This is a genomic window from Enterococcus thailandicus, assembly GCF_001886265.1.
GTDB lineage: Bacteria > Bacillota > Bacilli > Lactobacillales > Enterococcaceae > Enterococcus_B > Enterococcus_B thailandicus.
Map to the genome: position 1 here is coordinate 1 of NZ_JXLE01000005.1, position 25262 is coordinate 25262.

22 protein-coding genes and 1 tRNA gene are annotated in these 25262 nt (G+C 35.2%); 17 read left to right on the forward strand and 6 right to left on the reverse strand.

The features are described 5' to 3' along the window. From RV17_RS04395 to RV17_RS04410, 3 genes are all read left to right on the forward strand, one after another. Positions 1–647: replication initiation factor domain-containing protein (locus tag RV17_RS04395; RefSeq protein WP_143139924.1), on the forward strand; the 647-nt coding region annotated here is incomplete at its 5' end. A gap of 141 nt (positions 648–788) precedes the next feature. After that, positions 789–992, forward strand: coding sequence for a DUF3173 domain-containing protein (locus tag RV17_RS04405; RefSeq protein ID WP_002295027.1), 204 nt, complete (start codon positions 789–791; stop codon positions 990–992). A gap of 59 nt (positions 993–1051) precedes the next feature. Next, complete coding sequence (locus RV17_RS04410) at positions 1052–2254, forward strand: site-specific integrase (protein WP_002295028.1); 1203 nt, start codon at positions 1052–1054, stop codon at positions 2252–2254. Between the two features lie 668 nt (positions 2255–2922). Here the strand turns inward: RV17_RS04410 and RV17_RS04415 are convergent. Next, positions 2923–3822, reverse strand: a complete 900-nt coding sequence (locus RV17_RS04415; RefSeq protein WP_071868636.1) for a helix-turn-helix domain-containing protein — start codon at positions 3820–3822, stop codon at positions 2923–2925. Between the two features lie 408 nt (positions 3823–4230). Here RV17_RS04415 and RV17_RS04425 point away from each other — a divergent pair, with 408 nt between their 5' ends. The 9 genes from RV17_RS04425 (at position 4231) to RV17_RS13805 (ending at position 13735) form a co-directional block, all read left to right on the forward strand. Further along, positions 4231–4932: a thioredoxin family protein gene (locus RV17_RS04425; RefSeq protein WP_071868637.1), complete on the forward strand. Its 702-nt coding sequence runs from the start codon at positions 4231–4233 to the stop codon at positions 4930–4932. Positions 4933–5192: 260 nt separating this feature from the next. Further along, positions 5193–5441: a hypothetical protein gene (locus RV17_RS04430; protein WP_071868638.1), complete on the forward strand. Its 249-nt coding sequence runs from the start codon at positions 5193–5195 to the stop codon at positions 5439–5441. Positions 5442–6096: 655 nt separating this feature from the next. Continuing rightward, the gene (locus tag RV17_RS04435) at positions 6097–7236 is read left to right on the forward strand and encodes an ArgE/DapE family deacylase (RefSeq protein ID WP_067481560.1); all 1140 of its coding nucleotides are present in this window, start codon (positions 6097–6099) and stop codon (positions 7234–7236) included. 780 nt (positions 7237–8016) lie between these two features. Further along, complete coding sequence (locus RV17_RS04440) at positions 8017–8838, forward strand: PRD domain-containing protein (RefSeq protein ID WP_071868639.1); 822 nt, start codon at positions 8017–8019, stop codon at positions 8836–8838. A gap of 101 nt (positions 8839–8939) precedes the next feature. Continuing rightward, positions 8940–9704: a carbohydrate deacetylase gene (locus RV17_RS04445; protein ID WP_071868640.1), complete on the forward strand. Its 765-nt coding sequence runs from the start codon at positions 8940–8942 to the stop codon at positions 9702–9704. A gap of 59 nt (positions 9705–9763) precedes the next feature. Further along, entirely contained in the window at positions 9764–11137 is a 1374-nt protein-coding gene (locus tag RV17_RS04450; protein WP_231885377.1) for a PTS transporter subunit EIIC, read from the forward strand. A gap of 14 nt (positions 11138–11151) precedes the next feature. After that, positions 11152–12480, forward strand: coding sequence for a family 4 glycosyl hydrolase (locus RV17_RS04455; protein WP_071868641.1), 1329 nt, complete (start codon positions 11152–11154; stop codon positions 12478–12480). An 11-nt stretch (positions 12481–12491) separates the two neighbouring features. Continuing rightward, on the forward strand, positions 12492–12950 hold the full coding sequence (locus tag RV17_RS04460) for a PTS sugar transporter subunit IIA (RefSeq protein ID WP_067481570.1): 459 nt from the start codon (positions 12492–12494) through the stop codon (positions 12948–12950). A 698-nt stretch (positions 12951–13648) separates the two neighbouring features. Continuing rightward, complete coding sequence (locus tag RV17_RS13805; RefSeq protein WP_353879443.1) at positions 13649–13735, forward strand: putative holin-like toxin; 87 nt, start codon at positions 13649–13651, stop codon at positions 13733–13735. A gap of 1035 nt (positions 13736–14770) precedes the next feature. Here the strand turns inward: RV17_RS13805 and RV17_RS04475 are convergent. Together RV17_RS04475 and RV17_RS04480 are read right to left on the reverse strand one after the other, a co-directional pair. Then, the gene (locus RV17_RS04475; RefSeq protein WP_071868642.1) at positions 14771–16384 is read right to left on the reverse strand and encodes an FAD-dependent oxidoreductase; all 1614 of its coding nucleotides are present in this window, start codon (positions 16382–16384) and stop codon (positions 14771–14773) included. Positions 16385–16962: 578 nt separating this feature from the next. Next, positions 16963–18897, reverse strand: a complete 1935-nt coding sequence (locus RV17_RS04480) for an ABC-F family ATP-binding cassette domain-containing protein (RefSeq protein WP_067481574.1) — start codon at positions 18895–18897, stop codon at positions 16963–16965. A 223-nt stretch (positions 18898–19120) separates the two neighbouring features. On the opposite strand from RV17_RS04480, the gene RV17_RS04485 reads away from it, so the two are divergent. Beyond that, a complete protein-coding gene (locus tag RV17_RS04485) occupies positions 19121–19774 on the forward strand; it encodes a redox-sensing transcriptional repressor Rex (RefSeq protein WP_071868643.1) in 654 nt (217 codons plus the stop codon). Positions 19775–20259: 485 nt separating this feature from the next. Here the strand turns inward: RV17_RS04485 and RV17_RS04490 are convergent, their stop codons facing one another. Next, positions 20260–20619 (reverse strand): thioredoxin family protein, encoded by a 360-nt coding sequence (locus RV17_RS04490; protein ID WP_067481578.1) that lies wholly within the window; start codon positions 20617–20619, stop codon positions 20260–20262. Positions 20620–20815: 196 nt separating this feature from the next. Between RV17_RS04490 and RV17_RS04495 the strand changes: the two genes are divergently transcribed. Together RV17_RS04495 and RV17_RS04500 are read left to right on the forward strand one after the other, a co-directional pair. Beyond that, the gene (locus RV17_RS04495; RefSeq protein WP_071868644.1) at positions 20816–21772 is read left to right on the forward strand and encodes a permease; all 957 of its coding nucleotides are present in this window, start codon (positions 20816–20818) and stop codon (positions 21770–21772) included. Positions 21773–21783: 11 nt separating this feature from the next. Further along, on the forward strand, positions 21784–22620 hold the full coding sequence (locus RV17_RS04500) for a TIGR03943 family putative permease subunit (protein ID WP_071868645.1): 837 nt from the start codon (positions 21784–21786) through the stop codon (positions 22618–22620). 209 nt (positions 22621–22829) lie between these two features. On the opposite strand, the gene RV17_RS04505 is transcribed toward RV17_RS04500, so the two are convergent. Beyond that, positions 22830–23315, reverse strand: a complete 486-nt coding sequence (locus RV17_RS04505; protein ID WP_071868646.1) for a threonine/serine exporter family protein — start codon at positions 23313–23315, stop codon at positions 22830–22832. Positions 23316–23333: 18 nt separating this feature from the next. Next, entirely contained in the window at positions 23334–24083 is a 750-nt protein-coding gene (locus RV17_RS04510; protein ID WP_071868647.1) for a threonine/serine exporter family protein, read from the reverse strand. A gap of 124 nt (positions 24084–24207) precedes the next feature. Between RV17_RS04510 and RV17_RS04515 the strand changes: the two genes are divergently transcribed. Both RV17_RS04515 and RV17_RS04520 read left to right on the forward strand, forming a co-directional pair. After that, a tRNA-Gly gene (locus tag RV17_RS04515) sits at positions 24208–24278 on the forward strand. Positions 24279–24416: 138 nt separating this feature from the next. Continuing rightward, a complete protein-coding gene (locus tag RV17_RS04520; protein ID WP_071868648.1) occupies positions 24417–25142 on the forward strand; it encodes a DNA/RNA non-specific endonuclease in 726 nt (241 codons plus the stop codon). The last annotated feature ends 120 nt before the right edge of the window (positions 25143–25262 follow it).

Sequence of the window (25262 nt, forward strand, 5' to 3'; positions counted from 1 at the left end):
ATGTGTGGACCACTTTTCAAGTGAGTGAATCCCATGGCGGGACGGATATCACAAATAATGAATCAAATGGCGAGACCTTGTATTTAGGCTCAAAGAAGAGTCAATGTCGCTTTTGTTTTTATCAGAAGGATTATGAACAACGAAAGCGACGAGGAATTCCTTTAGAAGAGGCAGAAGTGAAAAATCGCTTTGAACTACGGTATCGAAAAGAGAAAGCGCAAAGCTTAGCAAAGATTATTTCAAGAACCCATGATTTAACCAAACTGTTCTTTGAGTTACTTAATGGAGCAATTTGTTTTTATGACCGTGATCCAAATGATCCAGGGGCAAAAGTTGATAAAAAATGGGCAGCCTTTATTGGCAATCATGGCGCAATCACCATTTCTTTAGAGACAATTCCTCAAAGCTTTGAGAAAAGTATGAATTGGTTAATTCATGGTGTTTCGCCATCGCTAGCTTTTATTGCACAAGTGGATCAAACGTTTCATTCTTCCTTGTTGTCTTTGATTATTGAACAAGGAGAAATGAATCCAAGACAGATTAAACTTCTCCAAAATATGAAGGCAGACCCAGAATATTATCAGGAGGAGGTTGAGTATTATGAACGAAAACTACAAAGTATATCAAATGAGAAAACAAGCTACTAAAAAAGCAAAGTACTGCTTACACAACAAGTTGTGCAACGTACTCCGCCTCGACAAGACGAGTATAACACAACCATTGAATGAGAAACAATTGATTATAAAGAGGATTAATTTAAAAGGAGTAAAGTATCAGGGGGTGAGAGATTGGAAACAAAATGTGATTTCATGGTAAATCGTGCAATTTTGATAGAAATGGGCTTTAAACCTAGTCAAGCTGCACGAATGATTAAAGAGAGCAAAACGTATCTTGCACGGGTTGAAGGAATAGATTTTTATAATAATCGCCAAGTTGGTGTGGTGCCATCTCGAGTAATTGAACATCTTTTTCACATTCAAGTTGCGGAATAAACAGTACAAGCGCGGTACTATTAAAGTAGCTTTTCTCAAGCACAGGGAGGAATGGTACGATGCCAAAAATTAAAAATATTTACCAAGATAAAAAGACAAAAAAATGGTTCTTCCGAGCATATCTGGGCATAGATGAAGATGGAAGAAAGGTTCAGAAGACTAAACGAGGTTATGCTTCACAAAAAGATGCCAAAATTGCTTATGACAAGTATATGGAAACACATGATTTCAACAAGACAGTTCCTAATCAACTGTGTTCTACCAATCAAATGACTTTCGAAGAGTTTTACAAGGATAGGTTTGTAAAATGGTACGAGAGACAGGTGAAGAGTCAAACATATGAGAATGCGCAATTCATATTCGAAAAGCGAATGCAGTTTTTCTATCATTTTCGTGTTCGAGATATTACAAGTCACGATATTGAGGATTGGTTATTTGAACTAAGCCAGACAGAGTCACGCAATTCGCGGAAAAAAGTCAATGGCGAAACGTTATCAAAATCTTATATCAATCGGATTCGGGGACACTTAAAAATTGTATTGGATCGGGCTGTTAAAGAGGGGGTGATTGCTAAAAATCCCGTTGATGATGTTTCTTCACTTCCTTCTGATAATAAGAAAGTTGAGTTTTGGGAACACAGTGAGTTTCTAAAAGTGATGAATGAATTGAAGGACGATAAGATTCAAACCCACCATCGGAAGATTGTGTATGAAATGCTCTTTTATACTGGCATTCGGATTGGAGAACTTGAAGCTTTGTCTTGGTCGAATGTAGATTTCGAAAAAAACACGATAACGATTGAGAAGACACTAATTTATAATACAAAAGATGATTGGTACTTCTCGACTCCAAAAACGAAATGTGCTTATCGAACGATTGGGATGGGAAAGAAACTTTCATTAAAGCTCAGACAGTGGTATGACTTGCAAAAACGTATTGGAAATTTTGAATATGTTGCTCAGTTGGACGGAACATTTACGCCACCTTATTCTTTCGCAAACTGGTTAAAAGAGGCTGCCAAAAAAGCGGGTGTCAAACCGATTAAACTTCACGCGCTACGACATTCTCATGTTGCATTTCTAATTGAGCAGAATATTCAACCGCTATCTATTCAAGAACGATTGGGCCATGCGAATATTCAAATTACTTTAGGAACTTACGGTCACTTATATGCGAAGTCAGATCAACAAGTGGTAAATGCGATTGATAATGTTCAAGAGGGCGCTATTCTTTCGAAAAATGACGATTTATTGCCAGTCTGAGTTTTCCACTACGCTACCAGAAGACATATAAATACTTTCGTACCAGTGTTTTTGGTTGAGTTGCTCCTGTTGAAGATGTACCGCAAATGATGACAAAACTCAGTAAAACTGGCGAAAACTCAAGGCTCAAAAGCCTTTGTTTACGTGCTTTTAAAAGCTCAGTTTTCCAATTTTCTACCAAAAGCGTCTTTTTAGGCGCTTTTTTGTGTTATTTTATTTTTTCTATCACAGTTTTCTACCAGAGAAAAGTGGCTAAAAAGGCTATGATGTAGGGGATAGTTCGATAAATAAAAAAACAATAATCAAAGTTGAATTGATTCTCTCTGAAAAGATTGTAGCAAATATCGTTACAGCTTTTTTATGTATCAGTTGGCGGGGAACCTTAAGACAGAAATACAGACTTAATAAACAGAACTAAAGTCTCTAAATTTTTAGCTTTAGTTCTTCTCTGGCATCCAATTGCTTAGTTCAACTCAAAATGCAGTATATTTTAGTACCTTTCAGCTCATTAGTTTTGTTGATTTTAACAGAATTTATTTCCACTCGGACATTCATTATCTTCTTTTAATTCATTTTTGTTGTTTCAAAGCTTTTATACGTACTTAGTAACTAGCGTAACTGTTTAAATTCACAGTAATCGATCCTATTTTACTATTCACTTTCAATGATTAATCCACAAAAATTATTGGTGTAGTATTGTAAATAAGTTCAAATTTCCTTAAGTCAACTTTGAAGCGTTTAGATAGGCTATGAGAACCTATCATTTTTAATCCTTCAAAATACTCTATTAACTCATTTACTCGTCCAGATTCTTCCGTTAAATGTTTAAAAAGTAATTTATAAAAATTACAGTAAACTTCTGTATCGCCAAAAAATAGAAGTTTGTGACGAACGTCAGTCATCTTCTCTAAATATTTTTTTGCTAAAGTAGTTTCTTTACGTTCGAGCATTAATAAAAAGGCATTGTTATACATACCAATCAATATGGAATGAAAAATCTCATAATCTTTATGTTTTTCTATTTTTTTTTCAACGCCTGATAATCTACCGTTTATGTAATTTGTTTCAAAAATAAATAAAAGCGTAGTAAAGGTTGCCATTTCAAATCGGCCCCACTCATCAACAACTTCCAAATATTTTTTTAACTCGGCTAAATATTTTTTGTCAGAATTATTTAGTTTTCTTTCACTATCTGCTAGTTGATACCAATCAATCGTCTTAACAACTAAGTAATTTCTGATATCTACAATATTGTTTGTCTTTCTAACTTTTTCTCGAAGTGTTCGTAACGTACGTTGGGAATTTGGTTTATCTTCTCTGATTTTCTTTATTAATTTCTTTAAACGCCAATTCTTTTCTCTTACGCTATCTTTGTCTAAATAAAAAACAAATTCATCTAAGCTTAGATTCATTCTTTCCAATAATTCAATTAAAACAAAAAATGGAATCTTTGTTTTGCCATTTTCATATTTTACAAACGTTTCTCTAGTCGTTATTCCTTCTGATAGCTCTTTTTGATAAATTCCTCTTTCTACCCGAAGTTTTCTTAGTAGCTCATGAATTTCCATAGACTCTCCGTTATTTTATTTTTTATGATGTGAAAATTTTGACCATAATTTAAATTCTTTTTTCTTAGTTACTATAATAGAATAGCACATGTGAAGAACAAAACAATGAGGTGATAAAAATATGTTTGTTTTTTAGTGCGACCATTCAAAGAGTAGTTTATTGGTGTTTGTTATTTTTTTAAAAGGGTAAGGAGAATTTTTTTGATAAATAAATAGTAAAGAAAATCCATTATCGCAAATTAGCCTTATAATGGTTTGCGTGCTTGGCTTATTTCCGATTACATATTTAATCAATCGCTTTAATAGCTATTCTAATATTGTCCAAATCACGTTATTAACAATTTTTATTGTTAGTGGCTTTATCATAACAAATCATATATTTAATACTAAATGGGAGAAAGAACGACTATGAAAAAAACAATTCTTGACATCTTTAAATATAGTGGTATTTCATTTTTTGCAACATTTTTAATTCTAGTTGCTTTGATAATTCCAAATGGAGTAAATAGTTTTTTAAACGGAACAAGTTTTCAGGTACCATTGAACATGTTAACCATAGCGGGAGTCGCAAACGGCTCTGAAAATTCATTAGAAATACATTTCACACAAATCTTTTTTTGGCAAATATTACTTTTATATACTTGTTTAACTTTCATAATTTTTGGAATAGTTTATGCTAAAAAAAATAAAAAAGCCCTTTATTTGGTAATATCATTGTTAGCAATGGGGACACTTGTGTTAGGCTCGGCTCAATTATCAAGACTTCAACAAGAACCTCTAAAGACAACTACAGTTCAAGATATAGACTCTATCATCAATAGTAAGGGAAATAGTATTATTTACGTTGGCAGAGAAAATTGTCCAGATTGTATACTATACAAACCTAAGTTGATTTCTTATTTGGAAAAAGAAAAATTAGAAATTAATTACCTAGATACTACTGGCAATAAAAACGATGTTGATGATTTCAGAAAATATTATAATAAATTAGGTGTTGAAAGTATTCCTGCGGTTATTTTTATAAAAAATGGTGAAATAGAGCAAATCTTGTATGGAGATAAGGAAGCTAAAAATATAGAACATACCATAAAATTTTTTGAAACCTCGTGAATTTGTTGTCACAGTAGCGATGAAATGTAGGTAAACATACGGCGAAAAAGGTTAGTCTATTACCAGTTTGGGTTTATCAATTTTCTACCATAGAAAAATATTGATATGTTGGGAAAGATAGTCGAGTCTATAAAGTAAACCGTCGATATAAATAACCAGATAGGTGTTAGAATTAGGAACACTAAATTTAACGAGGTAGAGAAAAAAAGATTAAAGTAGTTTTCACGTATAAAACAGCTAAAGAGAATTTACCTGAATTAATGGGTGAGCTTGCTGAATCTGCAAGCAATCCTAAATTTGTATCGAACGTGACAAACGAAAAAATTGATATGTTTAAAAGGATAGTTGGAGATGATGTTTATATTGTTTTAGATATTTATTATAATTCAAGAGAAGATTATGAAATAAGAACAGATTTTGAATGTATTATGGTGGAATGGAACGATATTTGGTTTTCTCCGAATAATAAACATGAAGAAGTTCGCGTGGGAGTATTTGATGTTCTTTGAGACGAGTGTATGTAGTTGAACAGCGACGATGGAGAGGTTTATACTTTTAATCATTACTTTTTAATTTGGACTAAGTGTGCTTAATTATGAACTCGATTTCTTTAGGATAAAAACATTAATAATGTTGTGTATAGTTAGTTGCGTTAATAGATTTTAATGTAAAAAACTACATTATTATTCTTGAACTAAAATTTTATGTTAATAAAAAGAATCAAAAATACTGTACAATAAATTTAAGTATCAATAAAAACAAACTAGAACAGTTTTTAACAGATGGATGAAGTTAATACTTGAGTGGAGGTGCTAGTTCTGAAGAAAATAAATAGCAAAACAACTATTTTAGTTAGCCTTGTGAATTTTTTATTAGCAATCTATTGGTTAGTTTTTCATTTCAATAACATGCATTTAGTAGATGTTTTTATCATTGGCTGGCTTATAGTAAATTTTATTTTACTTTTCAGTAGTGCTGTCAAAAAATAATAAAAATTTGGACATTAGATGTTCTACCAAAAGCGTCTTTTTAGGCGTTTTTTTCTTTTTTTTCCACAATAAAAATGGGTTCTAACATAAATTTTTCGAAGCATTTGCAATGGAAGTTTAAAAAATGAATTGTGATACAATGTGGATAAAAGAAAATGGGATGGGAGAGAGTCAGATGAAAAAAGAAGAAAAAATTTCCATTTTGCAAGACCTTATTCGTATTAAATCAGTGAATGGCAATGAAGCTGAGGTAGCATCCTATTTGAAAAAACTTTTGGCTGAGCATGGAATGAAAAGCGAGATAGTTTCTTATGCTAAAGGACGAGATAATTTAGTTGCTACTTACCAAAGTGGCAATGCAGGAAAAGTTCTAGGTTTATCAGGGCATATGGATGTTGTTTCTGTAGGTGATGAAGCTGCTTGGACTTATCCACCCTTTGAAGCAAAAATTGAAGGAAATCGGTTATACGGTCGTGGAGCAACAGATATGAAGAGTGGACTTGCAGCAATGGTTCTTGCGATGATCGAGTTAAAGGAAACTGGAAAACCATTTAATGGAAAAATCAAATTATTAGCTACGGTGGGTGAAGAAGTAGGGGAACTAGGTAGTGAACAATTAACCAAAGCAGGCTATGTCGACGACTTGAATGGATTGATTATTGGTGAACCAACCAATTACAATTTGCTGTATACTCATATGGGTTCAATCAATTATACTGTCGCATCTTACGGTAAAGAAGCACATAGTTCTATGCCACAAGAAGGATATAATGCAATTGATCACTTGAATGAATTCATGACAAAAGTTAATGCAGAGATGAAGTGCATTGCAGAAATAGTTGAAAATCCTGTTTTAGGTCGGACGATTCATAACGTAACAATTATTAACGGAGGGAATCAGGTTAACAGCATTCCTAGTTATGCACAGCTACAAGGAAATATTCGTTCGATTCCAGAATTTTCAAATGATAAAGTCATTGAAACGTTGCAAAAGATTGTCGATGTCTTGAACCAAGGGAATGAATATCAACTTAAGTTAACAATTGATTTCAATAAAATTCCGGTAAAAGCGAATCCCAAGTCTTCTTTGATCCATAGTATTCAAAAACAGTTTGAAGAGCCATTACCATTATTTGGTGCTGCCGGAACAACTGATGCAGCTGAGTTTACCAAAGCAAGACAGCCATTTGATTTTGTTGTATTTGGGCCAGGAGTACCAACCTTGCCACATCAAGTGAATGAGTATGTTGAAATTGATAATTATTTAGCGATGATTGATAGCTACCAATCAATTATTCTTGATTATTTAGCATAACATCATTATTTTTTTGTGAAGTGTGCTTTGAATTTTTACGTTGTAGAAATTTTCTAGCAGTTTGTAAAGGCTTAGAGGCTGGTTAGTGAATGACTAACGAGCCTTTTTTGTGGCGCTCAGTTCAATTTTTTTCTTGTTAATAAATAGCTGATGTTGACACTCATTAATTTCATTAAAATCGTGATACTCTTGATGTAAAAATAAATATCATTCAATTAGACAGCGTACATATAAAATGAGAAACCTATCAAAGCATGTAGAGGTGAGTGATAGTAAATGGCAAACAATTGATTTAATACGGTAGCTAGAGAGACTGTATCTTTTTTATTTCTTAGGAGCGCTGTTTTTGCAATGCTACTTGATCTGTTGAGTTAGCTATTTTTTTGCATAGGGAGGATGTTTACTTTTTCTTAAACAAATCCAAAAAAAAGACAAGGTTTCAATCATAATTTCTTCACAATTAAGTTCTATTATAAATACATACCAACAAACAACCCTATACTTTTTCATTTTTACTCCTCAAGTAAAAATAACTCCTAAGGCCGCGGCTACCCACCGCGGTCGTTTTTTTGCTATTTTGCTAGAAAACTGGTTTCATAATGAGAGTGGTTAAAAAAACATTGACAGCGTTTTCTTTATTTGCTATATTGGGCGTATAAATAAAGAGGGTGCAACTATTAAATTAGGCACGACCTAGGAAAAGTACTTTTCTTAGGTCGTTTTTTGTTGTTTTAATAGTAGATCACATAAAATTATTCTTTAGAGAGGATCCGTGCAGCAATGAAAGTTGTAAAAAAAATCAATCATAATGTGGTGCTAATTGATGATGAAGGAATAGAGAAAGTTGCGATGGGAAAAGGAATAGGTTTTTCTACTTCTGTCAATGAACTATTTGATCCGACTGTTGCAGATAAATTTTTTACTTTAGATTCTAAAGAAAAAACGAAGATGTTTACGGAAATGGCTGCTCAGATTCCAATCGAATTTATTGAGTTTTCTGAAGAGGTGATTCAATTTATTTCAAAAAATATCTCATCTCAGCTGGATTCAAATATTTATATCGCGTTGACAGATCATATTTATTTTGCAATCCAAAGACAAAAGGAAGATAGTCAAGTAACAGCTATTATGTTGCCTGAGATGAAGTTGCTTTATCCTGATGAATATGACACAGCAAAAGAAGTCGTTGCTCTTATCAATCAACGGTATGGGACACAATTAGGTGCTAATGAAGTTGGGTTTATTACAATGCATATTATCAATGCGGAATTGGGTGAGCCCAATAGTTTTAATAGCTTGAAAATATTGGAAATGACCAAAGAAATCAGCTTGGCATTGGAAGAAATTTATGGCTATCGCTTTGATACAGACTCCTTGATCTATTCCCGGATGATGATCCATATCAAATTTTTGGCAAAACGGTTAGTTTATCAAGAAGATTCTTCAAGTAAAAATATTGGTTTTTTTAGTAATGCTTTTAAGGAAAGCGAGCCATATCGAGTCGCTTTTGCAATCAAAAAAATGATTGAAGAAAAGTTTCATTTAAACGTTCAAGAAAATGAAGTGACTTATCTCGCAATCCATTTAGCAAGAATTCAATAATTAGGGCGTAACTATCAGGTAGGCGTAACCTTTTGAAACACAAAATTTTTTGTGGTCATGAGGTTGCGTCTATTTTTAGTGAAAAAGAAAGGAAGGAAGAAATGGGAAAAGTAATAATTAATTCAGATGATTTTGGTTATAGCAATGGCGTAAATTATGGAATTGTTGATGCTCATCAGCAAGGGATTCTAACTTCAACAACTTTAATGGCAAATATGCCAGGATTTGATCACGCAGTAAAGTTGAAAAAAGAATTACCAGATTTAGGGGTTGGCGTTCATTTAACGTTGACATGTGGAGAACCACTTTTGAAAAATGTAGATAGTTTGATGGATGGAGCAAACTTCAAAAAATTAGCTTTTTATCAACGGCCTTTTGAAATAGATGGTGACCAGTTATATGAGGAATGGAATGCACAAATTCAAAAGGTTTATCACGCTGGAATCATTCCGACTCATTTAGATAGTCATCATCATACGCATACTTTTGGAATGAATCAGGAAGTTGTTGTGGCATTAGCAAAAAAATATGGGTTACCTGTTCGTGGAAACTTTGAAAAAAGAGCAGAAGTTCGGCACGTTGATTATTTTGAACCACATTTTGATGATGTTGGAGAAATGATTGTAGAAAAACGTCAGATTAATTGTTCAGTAGAAGAGTATTTAGAAGGACTACTAGAAATTTTACGTGAAGAAAAAACTGTTGAAATCATGTGTCACACAGCTTATATTGACCAGTTGCTGTTAAATGGATCAAGTTTTATTTATCCACGAGTCAATCAAGTTGAATTTTTAATTCACTCAGCTTTTGCGAAACAAGTGAAAGAAGATGAATTGATTGAACAAATCACGTACAAAGAATTATAGATAAGGGGGAGAAAAAGTTGCAAAATTTTAAAGAAAGCGTACAAAAACTTGGTAGAGCAATGCTGTTACCGGTCGCTGCAATGCCGTTAGCTGGGTTAATAATGCGTCTCTCAGCTGATGATATGTTAAATATCCCAGTGATTGGGGCTGCCGGAAATGCTGTGTTTGGAAATTTGGATATTCTATTCGCAATTGGGGTAACGATTGGATTTGCGAAGACGAAAGACAAAGGGATTCCAGCACTTACAGGTTTCTTGGCAATTGCCACGTTGAAAAAAGGATTGGAAATCATGAATCCGGCAGTCAACATGGGGATATTTGGAGGGATTATTTCTGGTTTGATTGCGGCTTGGACGTATAACCGGTTTAAAGAGCAACGCTTACCAATGGTGTTTTCTTATTTTGCTGGTGAAAAATTTCCATTGACGATGGTTATGATTTTTCAGACGATCACTGCAGTTATTTTTGGCATTTTATGGCCATTTGCACAAGCGGGAATCGACAGTTTTGCTCGATTATTGGTCAATATGGGCGCTTTTGGTGTCGGAATTTTCATGTTCTTGAATCGGCTACTGATTCCTTTTGGACTGCACCATGTGCTTAACACGTATGTCTATTATGATTTAGGTAGTTATACTGCGCCCAATGGCGAGGTTTTTCGAGGAGAAATGACCCGTTTTATCAATGGTGACCCACAAGCAGGCTTGTTTTTATCTGGATTTTTTGTGGTTATGATGTTTGGGGTACCAGCGATTTGTTTAGCTATTTATCGAGCTGCGTTTAAAGAAAATAAAAAGATGGTGAAAGGGATCATGGGGAGTGGAGCAGCTACTTCTTTTATCTCGAATATCACAGAACCAGTAGAATTTAGTTTTATGTTTATTTCACCAATGCTATACGTTGTTCATGCGGTATTTGCTGGTTTGGCTGGAATGGTTTGCTACTTGTTGAATATTAGGATTGGTTTTACATTTGGTGCTTGTATCGTAGACTATCTAATCAATTTTAAGATTGCGACGAATGCGATTTTGATTCTTCCAGTTGGCCTCGTATTTTTTGGATTATACTATTTTACTTTTTATTATTTAATCAAGAAACGGGACATTCCAACTTTAGGAAGAGAAGTGGCAACGGAATATGGCGCTGAGGCAGTAACTGAGGAAAATGAGTTGGTTTTAGCAAGTAAAAATTATGAATACATGGCAAAAAAAATGTTGCAAGCTTTTGGTGGTTCCGAAAATATTTCTGATGCGTTTAGTTGCAACACACGTTTAAGAGTTGAAGTGGAAAAACCAGAAATCGTTGATGAACAACGTATCAAACAGTTGGGCATCAGTGGTTTGATAAAACCAACAGAAAAAAATTATCAAGTCATTATTGGGCTAGAGGTTACGTATGTAATGGCGGAATTCAATAAATTATTAGAGCAATAGAAAGGAAGAAAAATATGACAAAAAAACAAATTATTACAATTGCTGGTGGAGGTAGCACTTATACACCAGGAATCATTCAAGCAGTATTAAATAATTCAGAACGCTTACCACTCTCAGAAATTCGGTTGTATGACATTGATGCACAAAGAAATGAGGACATGTACTTGATTATTCAGTATATGTTGGAGAAAGAAGGTTTTTCAGATGTCGTAATCTCATCAACAGAAGATCCAGAAGTAGCTTTTACTGGTTGCGACTTCATTTTCTCGCAAATTCGAGTTGGTGGTCTGAAAATGCGTGAAAAAGATGAAAAAATTCCTTTGAGTCATGGTTTGGTTGGTCAAGAAACTTGTGGTTTGGGTGGCTTTGCTTACGGGATGCGTTCAATGAGCGGGCTCTTGGAAATCGTAGGATATGTACAGAAATATGCACCTGAAGCATGGATTTTGAATTATACGAATCCTGAATCAATTGTTTCGGAGGCTGTTCGTCGACGCTATCCAAAAGCGAAAATGATTAATGCTTGTGATATGACAATCTCAATTGAAGAAACAATTGCGATCAACTATGGGTATGATCGTAAAAACTGGATTCCGACATATTATGGATTAAACCATTTTGGTTGGTACACAGCTATTTATGACAAGAAATTGAAGCGTGATGTTATGCCTGAAATCATCAAAAAGCTGAACGGTCAGGAAATGCAGGTTGCAGACTTTAATGCTGGAGATCAAACATGGCAAGAAGCATTTAGTATGATGTCTGTAATTACAAAGAACTTTCCACAAAATATTCCGAATAATTATTTAGAGTATTATTTATATCCGGATATGGTTATTGAGCATTCTGACAAAAACTATACTCGTGCTAATATGGTGATGGAAGGGCGAGAAAAAAATACCAAAGAAATGGCGAAAAAAATTCGGAATGGTGTGACCAAAGATGTTTTAAACTTTAACTTTGGTGAACATGGTCAATATATCGTTGACATGGCAACCTCTTTACTAAACGATGAGCGCCGACGTTTTATGTTGATTGTTCCGAATCAAGGTGCTATTCCTAATTTACGCCCGGACGCCGTGGTAGAAGTTCCTGCTTATGTCGGAGCAACAGGTGTGGAACCCATTTCCTTGAGAGAACCAATTTGTGATTTTCATAAAGGTATGATGGAAGCACAAGTAGCAGCAGAAAAACTATTAGTTGATGCTTATTTTGAAGGTTCATATCAAAAAGCATTACAGGCATTTACACTAAATCAAACAGTTCCTAATGCCAGAGTTGCGAAAAAAGTTTTGGATGAAATGATTGAAGCGAACAAAGAATACTGGCCAGAATTAGTTTAGGAGATGAAAGAATGCTTTTTTTTAAAACGAAGAAGATGTTGAAGTCTGTTGCGAACGGCTATGTTATCCCATTAGAAGAGGTTGATGATGAAGTTTTCTCTTCAAAAATGATGGGTGAAGGCTATGCCATAAAACAACATGATGGTAAGGTTTACGCACCGGTTGAAGGACGCGTGGAGAGTATTTTTCCAACGCTTCATGCACTCACGATTGCATGTAAAACGGGTGAGAAATTATTGATCCATATGGGAATAGATACTGTGGAATTAAAAGGTAAACCTTTTTCAATTCAAGTAACCAAAGACCAGAAAGTAAAGGCTGGAACATTGTTGGCTATTATCGATCTTCCACAATTAGAAAAAGCACAAAAAGAGGCTACACTTATGGTTGTTTTTCCGGGAATGACTAAGGGGAAAATTTTGAAAGAAAAACAAAAAGTTTCCTTACAAGATGAGTTGTTCCAATTTTAGAGCAAAAAGAATATCATTTATTTTTCTCTCATCCGAAGTAAGGAGCATCGTGTACTATAAGGAATTGATCCAACAAACTGAGACAAATTAAAAAAGCACCTCTTGTTGAATTCAAATAAAATGAATTTAACTAGGAGGTGTTTTTTTGGGGGGAATCGAGTCGCTTATCCGATTTCACCTCAAAGAAATGGCTATACAGATGAAACAAAATNTCTTGTTGAATTCAAATAAAATGAATTTAACTAGGAGGTGTTTTTTTGGGGGGAATCGAGTCGCTTATCCGATTTCACCTCAAAGAAATGGCTATACAGATGAAACAAAATGAAATTCCTGTAAAAACGATAATGGGAGAATTAGGTATTAAGAACAAAACACAAATAGAAACGTGGCGGCGGTGGCTTACTTTTGTTTTTTTTAGGAATGTATTTTTATAAAAAAGTGGTATTTAAAAATATTGCAGAGTTAGAGGTATTAGAATATTTAAAAAAATCTGTCGTTATTGAATCAAGTGATCCATTTTAAAGCTGGAAATAATTATTTAGTATTAAGAATGAGAATTTTATATAAACTATCGAAATTATTCAGCAAAGAGATATGCTATAATTAAGAGGTAGAAAAGTGAAAAGATGGTGGCTAATCTCTTGAAAAAGGGGTGATGCCTATGGTTCATAGCTTTATCCCTAGAAGGGAGTAGGCACGTGTCAAGTTTTGAAGCAATTCAACTGATGATCGCTTTCGCGACGTTAGTTTTGCTGATTATTGACCATAAAGACCAAAAAAAATAACCATCTAAAACACTTTGGCGAGTAGTTAGATGGTTAAAAAATCAAAACAATAAAAGCCACCGTCTTTTTAACGGTTCTACATTGGAGCTATGTTAGAGCATAGTTCCTTTTTCTTGTCTTTAGTATATCATAATTCTTTTGAAAAATACAAATACTAGATTGCTAGTAGAAAAAATGTCCGCTAGTATGTTTAATGATTATTTAGAAAAATGGTTGAAAGAACCTAGATTTAAAGTGATGTTTGAAGCTGAAAATGATAAATTGACTAGTGTACTTGATTCTCAAAAAGAATGGACAAAGACTCTGATTTAAGAGAACAGGGTCGAGTAGACACTGATTATTATATTAGGAAAAATGATAACAATATCATTAGTGATAAAGAATTTGAGAAATTGCTAAAAGATGATAGTAATAATTTTGAATTGATTTATGAAGTAAAATAATCAAAGACTAGTTAGCGTATGGAAGTGCAACTACTTTTTGATACAAAATAAAAAGAGCAACTCAATTTGATGGAACTGACCCAACAAACTGAGACAAATTAAAAAAGCACCTCTCGTTGAATTCAAATAAAATGAATTTAACTAGGAGGTGCTTTTTGGGAGAAAAATCGAGTCGCTTATCCGATTCACATCAAAGAAATGGCTATACAGATGAAACAAAATAAAATTCCTGTAAAAATGATAAGGAAGAATTAGGTATTAAGAACAAAACACAAATAGNCTTTTTGGGAGAAAAATCGAGTCGCTTATCCGATTCACATCAAAGAAATGGCTATACAGATGAAACAAAATAAAATTCCTGTAAAAATGATAAGGAAGAATTAGGTATTAAGAACAAAACACAAATAGAGACATGGTGGCGGTGGTATCCTAACGATGAGAATCACCGACTGGTCCAATTGGGGCCACAACCTAATTCGCGGTGTTCCCAAAGCAACTCCTCAATATAGCTTGAAGTCACTTCAAAATATGAAGAGCTATCTTAAGTGACTGCTTGCTATCATGTCGGAGCTGAACGCTTAGCGCCACAACCTTATTCCTCAATCATCATTGCCTTAATACCAAAACCTGCCAAAATTCGAGCAGAAGTATACGTATTCAACCCTTTTCTAAAAGTAAGAAAGACTTGTCGATCTTTAGGAATTTCATCAATTCGATCACGTAATTCGTTCATCGGAATATTTTTGGTTGCTTCGATACTACCAGATTTTGGCTTATCTGTTTCGCGGATATCTAAGAAGAAACCATTTTTTAATTCTTCTTGGGTTAATTCACTTGCTTTGATTGTTTCCACTGTATTATTCAGTTGATTGATTGCAACGTAACCAGCGATATTCAATGGATCTCTAGTAGTTGAATAAGGTGGAGAGTAGGGCAACTCAAGATCTGGTAAATCAAAGACAGTTAAGTTTCCTGTAATGGCAACAGATAATTCCCCAATTCGTTTATCGACACCATGTTCACCAACTGCCTGCCCACCCAAAATTTTACCAGTTTCTTCTTCAAAAATCAGTTTGAGATTTAGTCGAGTAGCACCTGGATAAAAATTAGCATGATCAAAAGGTGTAATGAAAATTGTTCTATAGTTAGTGATACCTGTGTCTTTTAATTGGTGTTCAGTAAGACCAACATAACTTGCAGTATAGTTAAAAATTTTTGCTACACCTGCACCAATATATCCACGATACGTAAATGGCGCACCATTTACGATATCTGCTAGTAGATGGCCTTGCCGATTTGCCGCACTTGACAACATGCTTGGTGTTGGCTGATGCGTAATAACACTAGTTGTTTCGATAATATCACCAATGGCAAAGATATCAGGAAGATTTGTTTGTAATTGATTATCAACGATAATTTGGCCATGCTCATTCATTGAAATACCAGCAGACTGAATGATTTCATTATTTGGTGCTACACCAGTGGCAAATAAAATCATGTCGGGATGCAGAAGATCTCCATCTGATAAGTGGACTTCGCTTCCGTGTTGTCGAATTTCATTGATGTGCGTATTTAAATGAACCGTTAAGCCTTGTTCAATTAGTTTATCATAGACTAAATCGGCAATCTCATGATCGTAAGGAAAAGCAACTTGATCTAGCTGATCGACTAAAGTCACTTCCATACCGCGATGCTTAAAGTTTTCAGCTAGTTCCAATCCCATGACTCCAGCACCTAAAACTAAAACATTTTTCGGAGCATTGTTTTGAATGAAGGATTGGATTTTGTCGGCGTCAGTCACACTACGCAAAACAAAACCATTTTCGGCTTGGTCTGCACCAGGGATTGACGGTAAAGTAGGACGAGCCCCCGCAGAAATAATTAGATAATCATAATTTGTTTGGCTGACTTGGCCAGTTGTTAAGTCATGGATGGTCAACTCTTTTTTATCTGGGTCAATCTTTGTGACTTCGTGTTTTGTAAAGACATCAATATTGTTTTTAACTTTTAAAATTTCAGGTGTCCGCTCGATCAATGAATCACGATCATCAATTACTTGTCCGAGATAATAAGGAAGTGCACAACTAGCATAGGAAATGTGTTCACCTCGTTCATAAATCACAATTTCATGTTCTTCATTTAATCGGCGTAAGCGAGTCGCAAAGGAAGGACCGCCAGCAACGCCACCAATGACTACAAATTTCATAAAAACAACTCCTTTTCTAATTTGAATAGTACTATTTTATTTGTAATCCAGCAAAGAATTGTGCCGGAAGCAAAGCAAGTAATGGAACTGAGCAAAAAGAAAAAAGCATGTGAGACGAAAAAAAGTCGCAACATGCTTTTTTGACAAGTAAATAATTGTTTTATTTTGTGGTGAAGATTTTTAATTTTTGTGTCAGCTTAATGTTGTGTGTCACAACTTTAGCTATAGTGTTCCCAAAGCAATTCCTCGAAATAATTCATAACTGTTCAAAAATATGAAAAGCTATTTTGAGTGCCCGCTCACTATCTTTTCGGAGCTGACCGTTTTGCGCCACAACCTTATTCACGGTTTTCCCAAAACAATTCCTCGATATAGTTTGCATTCACTTCAAAATATGGAAAGCTATTTTGAGTGTCTGTTCACTATCTTTTCGGAGCTAAACGTTTTGCGCCACAACCTTATTCACGGTGTTCCCAAAACAACTCCTCCATATAGCTTACATTCACTTCAAAATATGAAAAGCTATTTTGAGTGCCTGCTCGCTATCTTTTCGGAGCTAAACGTTTTGCGCCACAACCTTATTCATACTCTTCCAACTCAATACTCAAGTTTTCCCAATCAACTAGCTTTTCTTCTTGCTCAACTCGCGCATTTTCCAACTGCTGGTTCAAGTCGTTTAATTTTACATGATCGTCAAGAACATCAGGACGAACCATTTCGGCCTCTAGCTGTGCAATTGTTTCGTCCAATTGTGCCATTTCTTCTTCGACTTGCGTAATTTTTCGACTTAAACTACGCATTAATTTTTGTTGTTCTTTACTTTGATAGTAATTTGATTTGCTAGTGGGTGTTTCAACGACTTCTGTTTGTTCTTCTTTTGCCAAGAGTTCTGCAATTTCTTCTTCTTCCTGTTTCTTTTCCAAATAATAATCATAGTCGCCAAGATACATCTTGCTACCATTTTCAGATAACTCAACAACCTTTGTTGCGATACGATTGATAAAGTAACGGTCATGAGAAACAAAGAGCAGGGTACCATCGTAATCTATCAGAGCATTTTCTAGAACTTCTTTATTATCAATGTCTAAGTGGTTTGTTGGCTCATCAAGAATTAAAAAGTTTTCTTGATTCATCGCTAGTTTGGCTAAAGCAACTCGTGCTTTTTCGCCACCACTTAATAACGGAATCGTTTTTTCAACATCTTCGCCAGAAAACAAAAAAGCTCCTAGCGCACTACGAATTTCTTTTTCCGGTAAAGTAGGATGTTCATCCCATAATTCTGCCAAAATTGTTTTATTTGTGTGTAAGTCTGCTTGTCCTTGGTCATAGTAACCAATTGTTACATTCGTTCCAAGGTGCTGATTTCCTCGAATAAACGGCAGCTGATGAATAATTGATTTAAGCAAAGTTGACTTCCCGATTCCATTTGGTCCAACGAGAGCAATCGCTTCTTGACGACGAACATCTAAATTAATTGGTTCGGATAATACTTCACCGTCGTAGCCAATAGCAGCATCTTCCACTTGTAAGACAACATTTCCAGAAGGTTTTTCTGCGTGGAAAAGAAAATGCGCTTGCTTTTCATCCCCTTGAGGACGATCTAGGCGGTCCATTTTTTCTAGCGCTTTCCGACGGCTCTGGGCACGCTTAGTTGTTGATGCTCGCACAAGATTCCGCGCAACAAAGTCTTCCAGTTTGTGAATTTCTGTTTGTTGTTTTTCGTATGCTTTCCAATCACTTGCAAGTTGTTCCGCTTTTAGGTCAAGATATTTGGAATAATTTCCTTTGTAATGACGCATCTTTTGACGGCTAAGCTCGTATACTTCAGTGACAACTTTGTCAAGAAAATAACGGTCATGTGAGACAATTAGTAAAGCACCTGTGTAGCCTTGTAAATAATTTTCTAACCATGAAAGTGTTTCAATGTCCAGGTGATTAGTTGGTTCATCGAGAATCAAGATGTCTGGATGTTGCAAAAGCATCCGAGCTAGTGCAAGACGGGTTCGTTGGCCACCTGATAAAGTATCGATTGTTTGTTCATAAAAAGAAGGATCAAATTTGAATCCATGCAAGACGGAACGAATTTCGTTTTCATAACCATAGCCGTTTTTGTCGGAAAATTCGTGTTGTAATCGATCATATTCTTTTAAAAAAGAGTCGTAAGCAGGTGTTTCAGGGACTCCTTCACTGATTGCAATCTCTAGTTCGCGCATGCGTTGTTCCATTTTGCGAACTTCTGCAAAAGCTTTTAGCATTTCGTTCCAGACGGTTTCATTAGAAGACAAACCGGTATCTTGCGCTAAGTAACCGAGTGTAGCTGTTTTATTTTTGGTAATCGCGCCTTCATCCGGAGCTTCTAGACCTGCAATTATTTTTAGTAATGTTGATTTCCCAGCACCATTGCGACCAACTAAGGCAATTCGTGCGCCAGTGCTGATTTCTAAATGAATATTTTGAAACAAAACGTCCGCACCAAAATGGCGGGCGACTTGGTTGGCTTGTAATAAAATCATCGAATCCTCTTTTCTACTTTGTGAATTCTTCTAGGAATAAAAAGTAATTTTCAACTTGTAGTCTACCATAAATTCATTAAGACTGCGAGATTAGCGACAATGATAAAAAGATGAATAAAGAGTAAAAATTCACAATATCCGAGCAATCAAATTGATTTTTTCTTATAGATACTGCTATGATGGGTAAATCAAAGAAAAATTAGAAACTCGTGGAGGTAAGCAAGTGAAAGATCATATAATTCCAAAGGCAACAGCAAAGCGTTTGCCCTTATATTATCGTTATTTGAGAATTTTAAATAATGCTGGAAAGAAAAAAGTTTCTTCAACTGAATTAAGTGAGGCAGTCCAAGTCGACAGTGCAACTATTCGACGTGACTTTTCTTATTTTGGAGAACTAGGAAAACGTGGCTATGGGTATGACGTGGAAGATTTAATGCACTTCTTTGCTAAAACGCTAAATGATGATCAACTAACAAACGTTGCCTTGATTGGTGTCGGAAATCTTGGAAGCGCCTTGTTAAAATATAAATTCCATCAAAGTAATAGTATACGTGTTAGCTGTGCTTTTGATGTCAATGAAGAAATCGTTGGAAGAATTGTTGATGGAATCCCTGTCTATCCAATGGATGATATGATGGAACAAATCAAGATCCAACAAATCGAAGTAGCTATTTTGACTATCCCAGCTTCAAAAGCGCAAGAAGTAGTAAACCGTTTAACTGAAGCAGGAATCAAAGGGATTCTCAACTTTACCTCTGCGCGATTAAACGCGCCAGCAGATGTTTTGATTCAAAATGTTGACTTAACAAACGAATTACAGACATTGATTTATTTCTTGCATTCAGATGCAACTTTAAACACAGTGGGTGAAGAATAAGTTAAAGAAGGTTGTAAAAGAAGTGTCTAGCTCCAATAAATAAGAATAAATTTTCAGAAATTGCTTCTAAATTTTTGTGAAATTTAGGCTTATTTTGAAGGAGTTACTTCTTGAACATTGAGAAAAAGGTTGTGGCGCAAAGCGTTTAGTTCCGACAAGATAGCGAGCAGGCACTAAAAATAGCTTTCCATAGTTTGAAGTGAATGTAAGTTATATGGAGGAGTTGCTTTGGGAACACCGCTGAAAAGGTTGTGGCGCAAAACGGTCAGCTCTGACAAAATAATGAGTAACTGACAAAAATAACCTTTCATATTTTTGGACAGTTGTGAATTATTTCAAGGAGTTGTTTTGGGAACACCGCTTATTCATAAAAAAGAACCTATGGTAGAACTAAAAATAAAACGTTTCTCAATTTAAAACCGCCTAAAATAATCGTTTATAAAAACGAATTTTAGGCGGCTTTTCTATTTGAGCTATTCTTGTCATTATCCCTTTTTTGTGTTGAAAATTTCTTCATAGTTTAGTGCGTCAGTAGTATGGGTTATTTGAGTTAAAAGGAACTCAATTTTTTCTAAGTCAATGAAACGTGCTTGACGTGCAATCTCTTTTCCTTTGTGAAAAATCAAAATCACTGGGACAGTCAAAACTTCAAATGTGCTAGCAACCTCAGGAATTTCGTGAGCATCCAAATGCAAGGCAGGAATATCGAATGAAGTGAGCAACTTCTGTAAACGTGGTTCAATTGCATGACAGACACTACAATGAGGCATGGAAAGAAAAAGGACAACCGTGTCTTCCGTGTCGATGAGTTGTAATGCTTCTGCTAGCTGAGTTGTTTTCTTCATTCAAACGGCCTCGTTTCTCTTTTTTATTTTCTGTGACTAATGTAGTTGGGAATGAGTGAATTGTCAATCAAGTTGCTTTTACAAAAAACAAACTAAAAGATAAGAGAATAGTAAACTTTTTTTCTGAACTTGTAATTTTTTAAGGAAAAGCGTATATTATTTTGGCAAATGACGTTGTATTAGAAGGAGAGACAGTATGTTTTCTTGGATACCCAATTCGGTTTTGCAAATGAGCACGATTTTTTTATCCATCGTTATCGAAGCATTACCGTTCGTTTTATTAGGTTGCATCATTTCGGGAGCATTACAAGTTTTTTTGACGCCGGAACGTGTTCGACGTTGGCTTCCTAAAAATAAATTTTTATCTATTTTAGTTGGCTCTGGATTAGGATTCTTTTTTCCTTCATGTGAGTGTGGCATTGTGCCAATCGTCCATCAATTTGTAAAAAAAGATGTTCCCGTACCAACTGCGTTTGCTTTTATGTTGACTGCACCGATTATCAATCCAGTGGTGATCTTTTCAACTTATATCGCATTTGGCAATTCTTGGAAAATGGCGGGCTGGCGTGTACTAGGTGCTTTTTTGGTTGCCCTAGTAGTAGGCATTTGGTTGGCTTATTTTCAAAAGGAATCTGTTTTGAAAGAAAAATTGATTCAAAATCACTTAAATGAACAGCAAAAACATTCACATCATCATCATGAGTTGCCGATTGAAGACCAGAAGATGAAAGAAAGAAGATTTGCCAACATCCATCGATTGGGTCAGCAAGTATGGCATGTTTTGACTCATGCGATTGATGAATTTTTTGATACAGGTCGCTATTTGATCATTGGTGGACTGATTGCGGCAGCGATGCAAACGTATTTACCAACACGAGTAATGTTGACTTTAGGATCAACTAAAATCTTAGCAATTGTCATCATGTTGTTATTAGCATTTACGATGTCGTTATGTTCTGAAGCAGATGCATTTATCGGTTCTTCCCTATTAAGTTTATTTGGGACAGCACCAGTCGTCGCTTTTTTAGTTTTTGGACCAATGGTGGATATCAAAAACTTGTTGATGATGAAGCGTTACTTTAAAAGTCAATTTATCTTTGCATTGATTTGTGTCATTGCAGTGGTTGTTATAGGTTATACATTACTCATCTAGGAGGGAAAGTGATGATCCGTTTTTTAATTTTATCAGGTTATTTTGAACTGATGATGTATTTACAAGTTTCTGGCAAGTTAGACCAGTATATCAATGTTCATTATCGGTATTTAGCAATCCTTTCGATGATTTTATCTGCAGTACTAGCATTAGTTCAACTCTATTTATGGGGAAAAAATGACCCAGAAAAAGGAACAGATGAGCATCACGATCATGACCACGGATTGACAAAACCAAGCCAGCGTTTGGTTGCTTATGTACTACTAGCTTTACCAATCATAGTAGGAACATTGTTTCCAACGGTTAGTTTGGATACCACGATTGTTGAAGCAAAAGGATTTAATTTTCCTGTTAGTAAAGAATCTGTGGGTGATCCGGAAATGCAGACGCAATATCTGAAACCTGATACAAGTATTTATTTCAATCAGTCTGATTATCAAGAACAGATGAACGAGTTAAAAGCAAAATATGGAGATAAACAAACTATTCAAATCACAGATGAAAATTATTTGGAGATGATGGAGCTGATCTATAATTATCCAAGTGAATTTATTGGGAAAACAATTAGCTATGATGGGTTTGTTTATCAGACGCCAGATAAAGAAAAACAAGATATTTTCTTATTCCGTTTTGGCATCATTCACTGTGTAGCAGACTCAGGTGTTTTTGGGTTATTGACGCAGATGCCAGAAGGAATCACGGTCAAAAATGATGAGTGGTATCATGTGGAAGGTGTGATTCAGTCTGAATATTACCAGCCATTCAAGCGGGATATTCCGACCGTACATGTGATGACAGCGAAAAAAGTGACCGCGCCAAAAAATCAGTATGTCTATCGTTCTTTTTAGGGAAGGAATATGAAAGGATTATTCCACTCTAAAAAGAAAAAAACTAGAAATGACTTCTCCCATTCTTGCGTAATTTGACTTTATTTTGAAGAATTACTGCTTGAACATTATAGACAAAGTCATGGCATAAAGCGCCTAACACTAAAAAAACAAGTGTAAAGGATTAAAGCAAAAGAAAACGTCGAGCCCAGTTACGCTCGACGTTTTCTTTATTTTTTTGTCAGGAATTTCTTTTTACGTTTGCTAATCATAGATTCACGCTTTAATTTAAAGTTTCGAATATTGTGATTAAAAACCTCAGATAAAACTAGTCCTAAAGCAATTGCACCAGCAATCATAATTGCTTGTACCGCGTATGTAATCGCGTCTTGATAAGAACCAGTGACTAAATTGCGGACAGCTTGATAAGCTAGCCCCCCAGGAACCAATGGAACCATTCCAGGAATATTAAAAATTGTGACCGGCATCTTGAATTTTTTTGAAAAAACATCGCTAATAAAGGCGACTCCCAGTGAACCAAGTAAGGAGCCAAATGCAGCATTACCACCAAAGGTAATCGTGACCCAGTAGATCATCCAGCCAAGTGCGCCAGAAAAACCACACCAAGTCAATGCGCTTCGTGGCACATTTGTGATAATAGCAAACGCGGCTGTTGCTAAAAAGCTAAAAGAAAATTGTATCAGTATCGTCCACATGGGTAAGCTCCTTTTCGATTAAAAAAGTTGAAAGATAAAAGCAATGGCAAAGCCAATCATAGTGGCTGTCATCATAGCTTCTGTTCCGCGAGATACACCTGAAAGGTAATGGCCAGCTAACAAATCGCGAATGGCATTGGTAATTTGAACCCCAGGTACTAACGGCATGACACAACCGATAATAATTAAATCTTGATTGATTCCGATATTTAGTCGAACACTAAGAATAGCCGCTAATCCAATAAATAAAGAAGAAAAAAATTCTGAAAGAAATTTTATTCTGAAAAATTTCAAGCTATATAAATAAATGGCGTATCCTATGCCACCAATGAGTAATGCAATGGGAAGGTCAGCTAATTCGCCACCAAATAAAACCATAATAGTTGCACTGATGATAGCTGCGCTAAAAATTTGTAACCAAACAGGAAAAAAGAAGCGCTCTTTATAAATGTCTTGTAAGGCATCGTAGAGTTCAGTCAATGTTAATTCCTTAGCTACGTATCGTCGAGATAGATCATTGACCTTTACTACTTTTTCAAGATTGATGGAACGATTGGTAATTTGTTCCATTCGAATAGTTGAAGTTCGATCAAGTCCAATAAACAATCCTGTTTGTGTGACATAACTAACTAAACGATAATTGCCAGAAGCTAGAGCAATTCGACTCATTGTATCTTCTACTCGGTACATTTCGGCGTTGCTTTCCATCATGATTTTACCTGCAAGTAAACAAGTATCAAGTAATAAATTCAATTCTTTTTCCGACATACCATCTTCTCCAATAGTTCATTTGTTGTTTTCATTCTACTACAAAAAACAGAAATGAAGTAAAAAACTGAATGAAAAAACACTTGAGCAATGAAAAAAAGAGGCGTATACTTTTTTTAGTCATGCGGGTGTAGTTTAGTGGTAAAATCCCAGCTTCCCAAGCTGATGTCGCGAGTTCGATTCTCGTCACCCGCTTTTATACAAAGGACGTGCTTTTATTGTCGTATAGACGATAACTGCACGTTCTTTTTTGATTGAAGATAAAAAGGGAGTTTCTAAAAAGGGGAACATATGTTAAAGTTTAGAAGAATTGGCAAGAAGAGGAGTAGATAGATGAGTAAGAAAACCACTAAGACTATTATGGGTGTTGTCATCGCAATTTTAGCCGGAGCTTTTGGGATTTCGACAACGCAAAACGATTCGGATATCTTTCAACAGATTACTGCAATTTTCGATTCAGCACCACAAGCAGCAAAGTTAGCAGATGTTCCTGAATACGATGGTAAGCATCAAGAAATAGAAATCAATAATAATCAGCCTGATTTTTCTCAATCAGATCTTAGTTTGGCCAACGGTGTTTGGGAAAAATATTCTGAGGTTGATCGTTTAAATCGAGTAGGTTCAGCAAATGCGATGTTAGGAAAAGAGTTATTTCCAACAGAAAAAAGAGAACCTCTTTACGTAAATCCAACTGGATGGAAGCAAAAAAAACTAACTGATGGTCAATGGTTGTACAATCGTAGTCACTTAATTGGTTTTCAGCTAACTGGTCAAAATAATAACATCAAAAATTTGATGACAGGGACTCGTTCGCTAAACACACCTTATATGTTGGCGCATGAAAATGATATTGCTGCATACATCAAAGAAACAAATCATCACGTGCGTTATCGAGTGACACCTTACTTTGAAGATAGTGAGTTAGTAGCACGCGGTGTTCAATTAGAAGCGCAAAGTATCGAAGACTCTAAGTTGAAGTTCAATGTTTTTATTTACAACGTTCAAGACGGTTACACAATCAATTACCAAACAGGTCAAGCTGTTAAGAGTAAAAAATAAGTAAAATGATGGTAAAGTACAAACTCTCCAGAATGATTTTTTGTACTTTGCCATCACTTTTTTTATTTGAAACAGAAAAACGTACATTTTATCTAAAATAACGTATAATGAACAACGAAT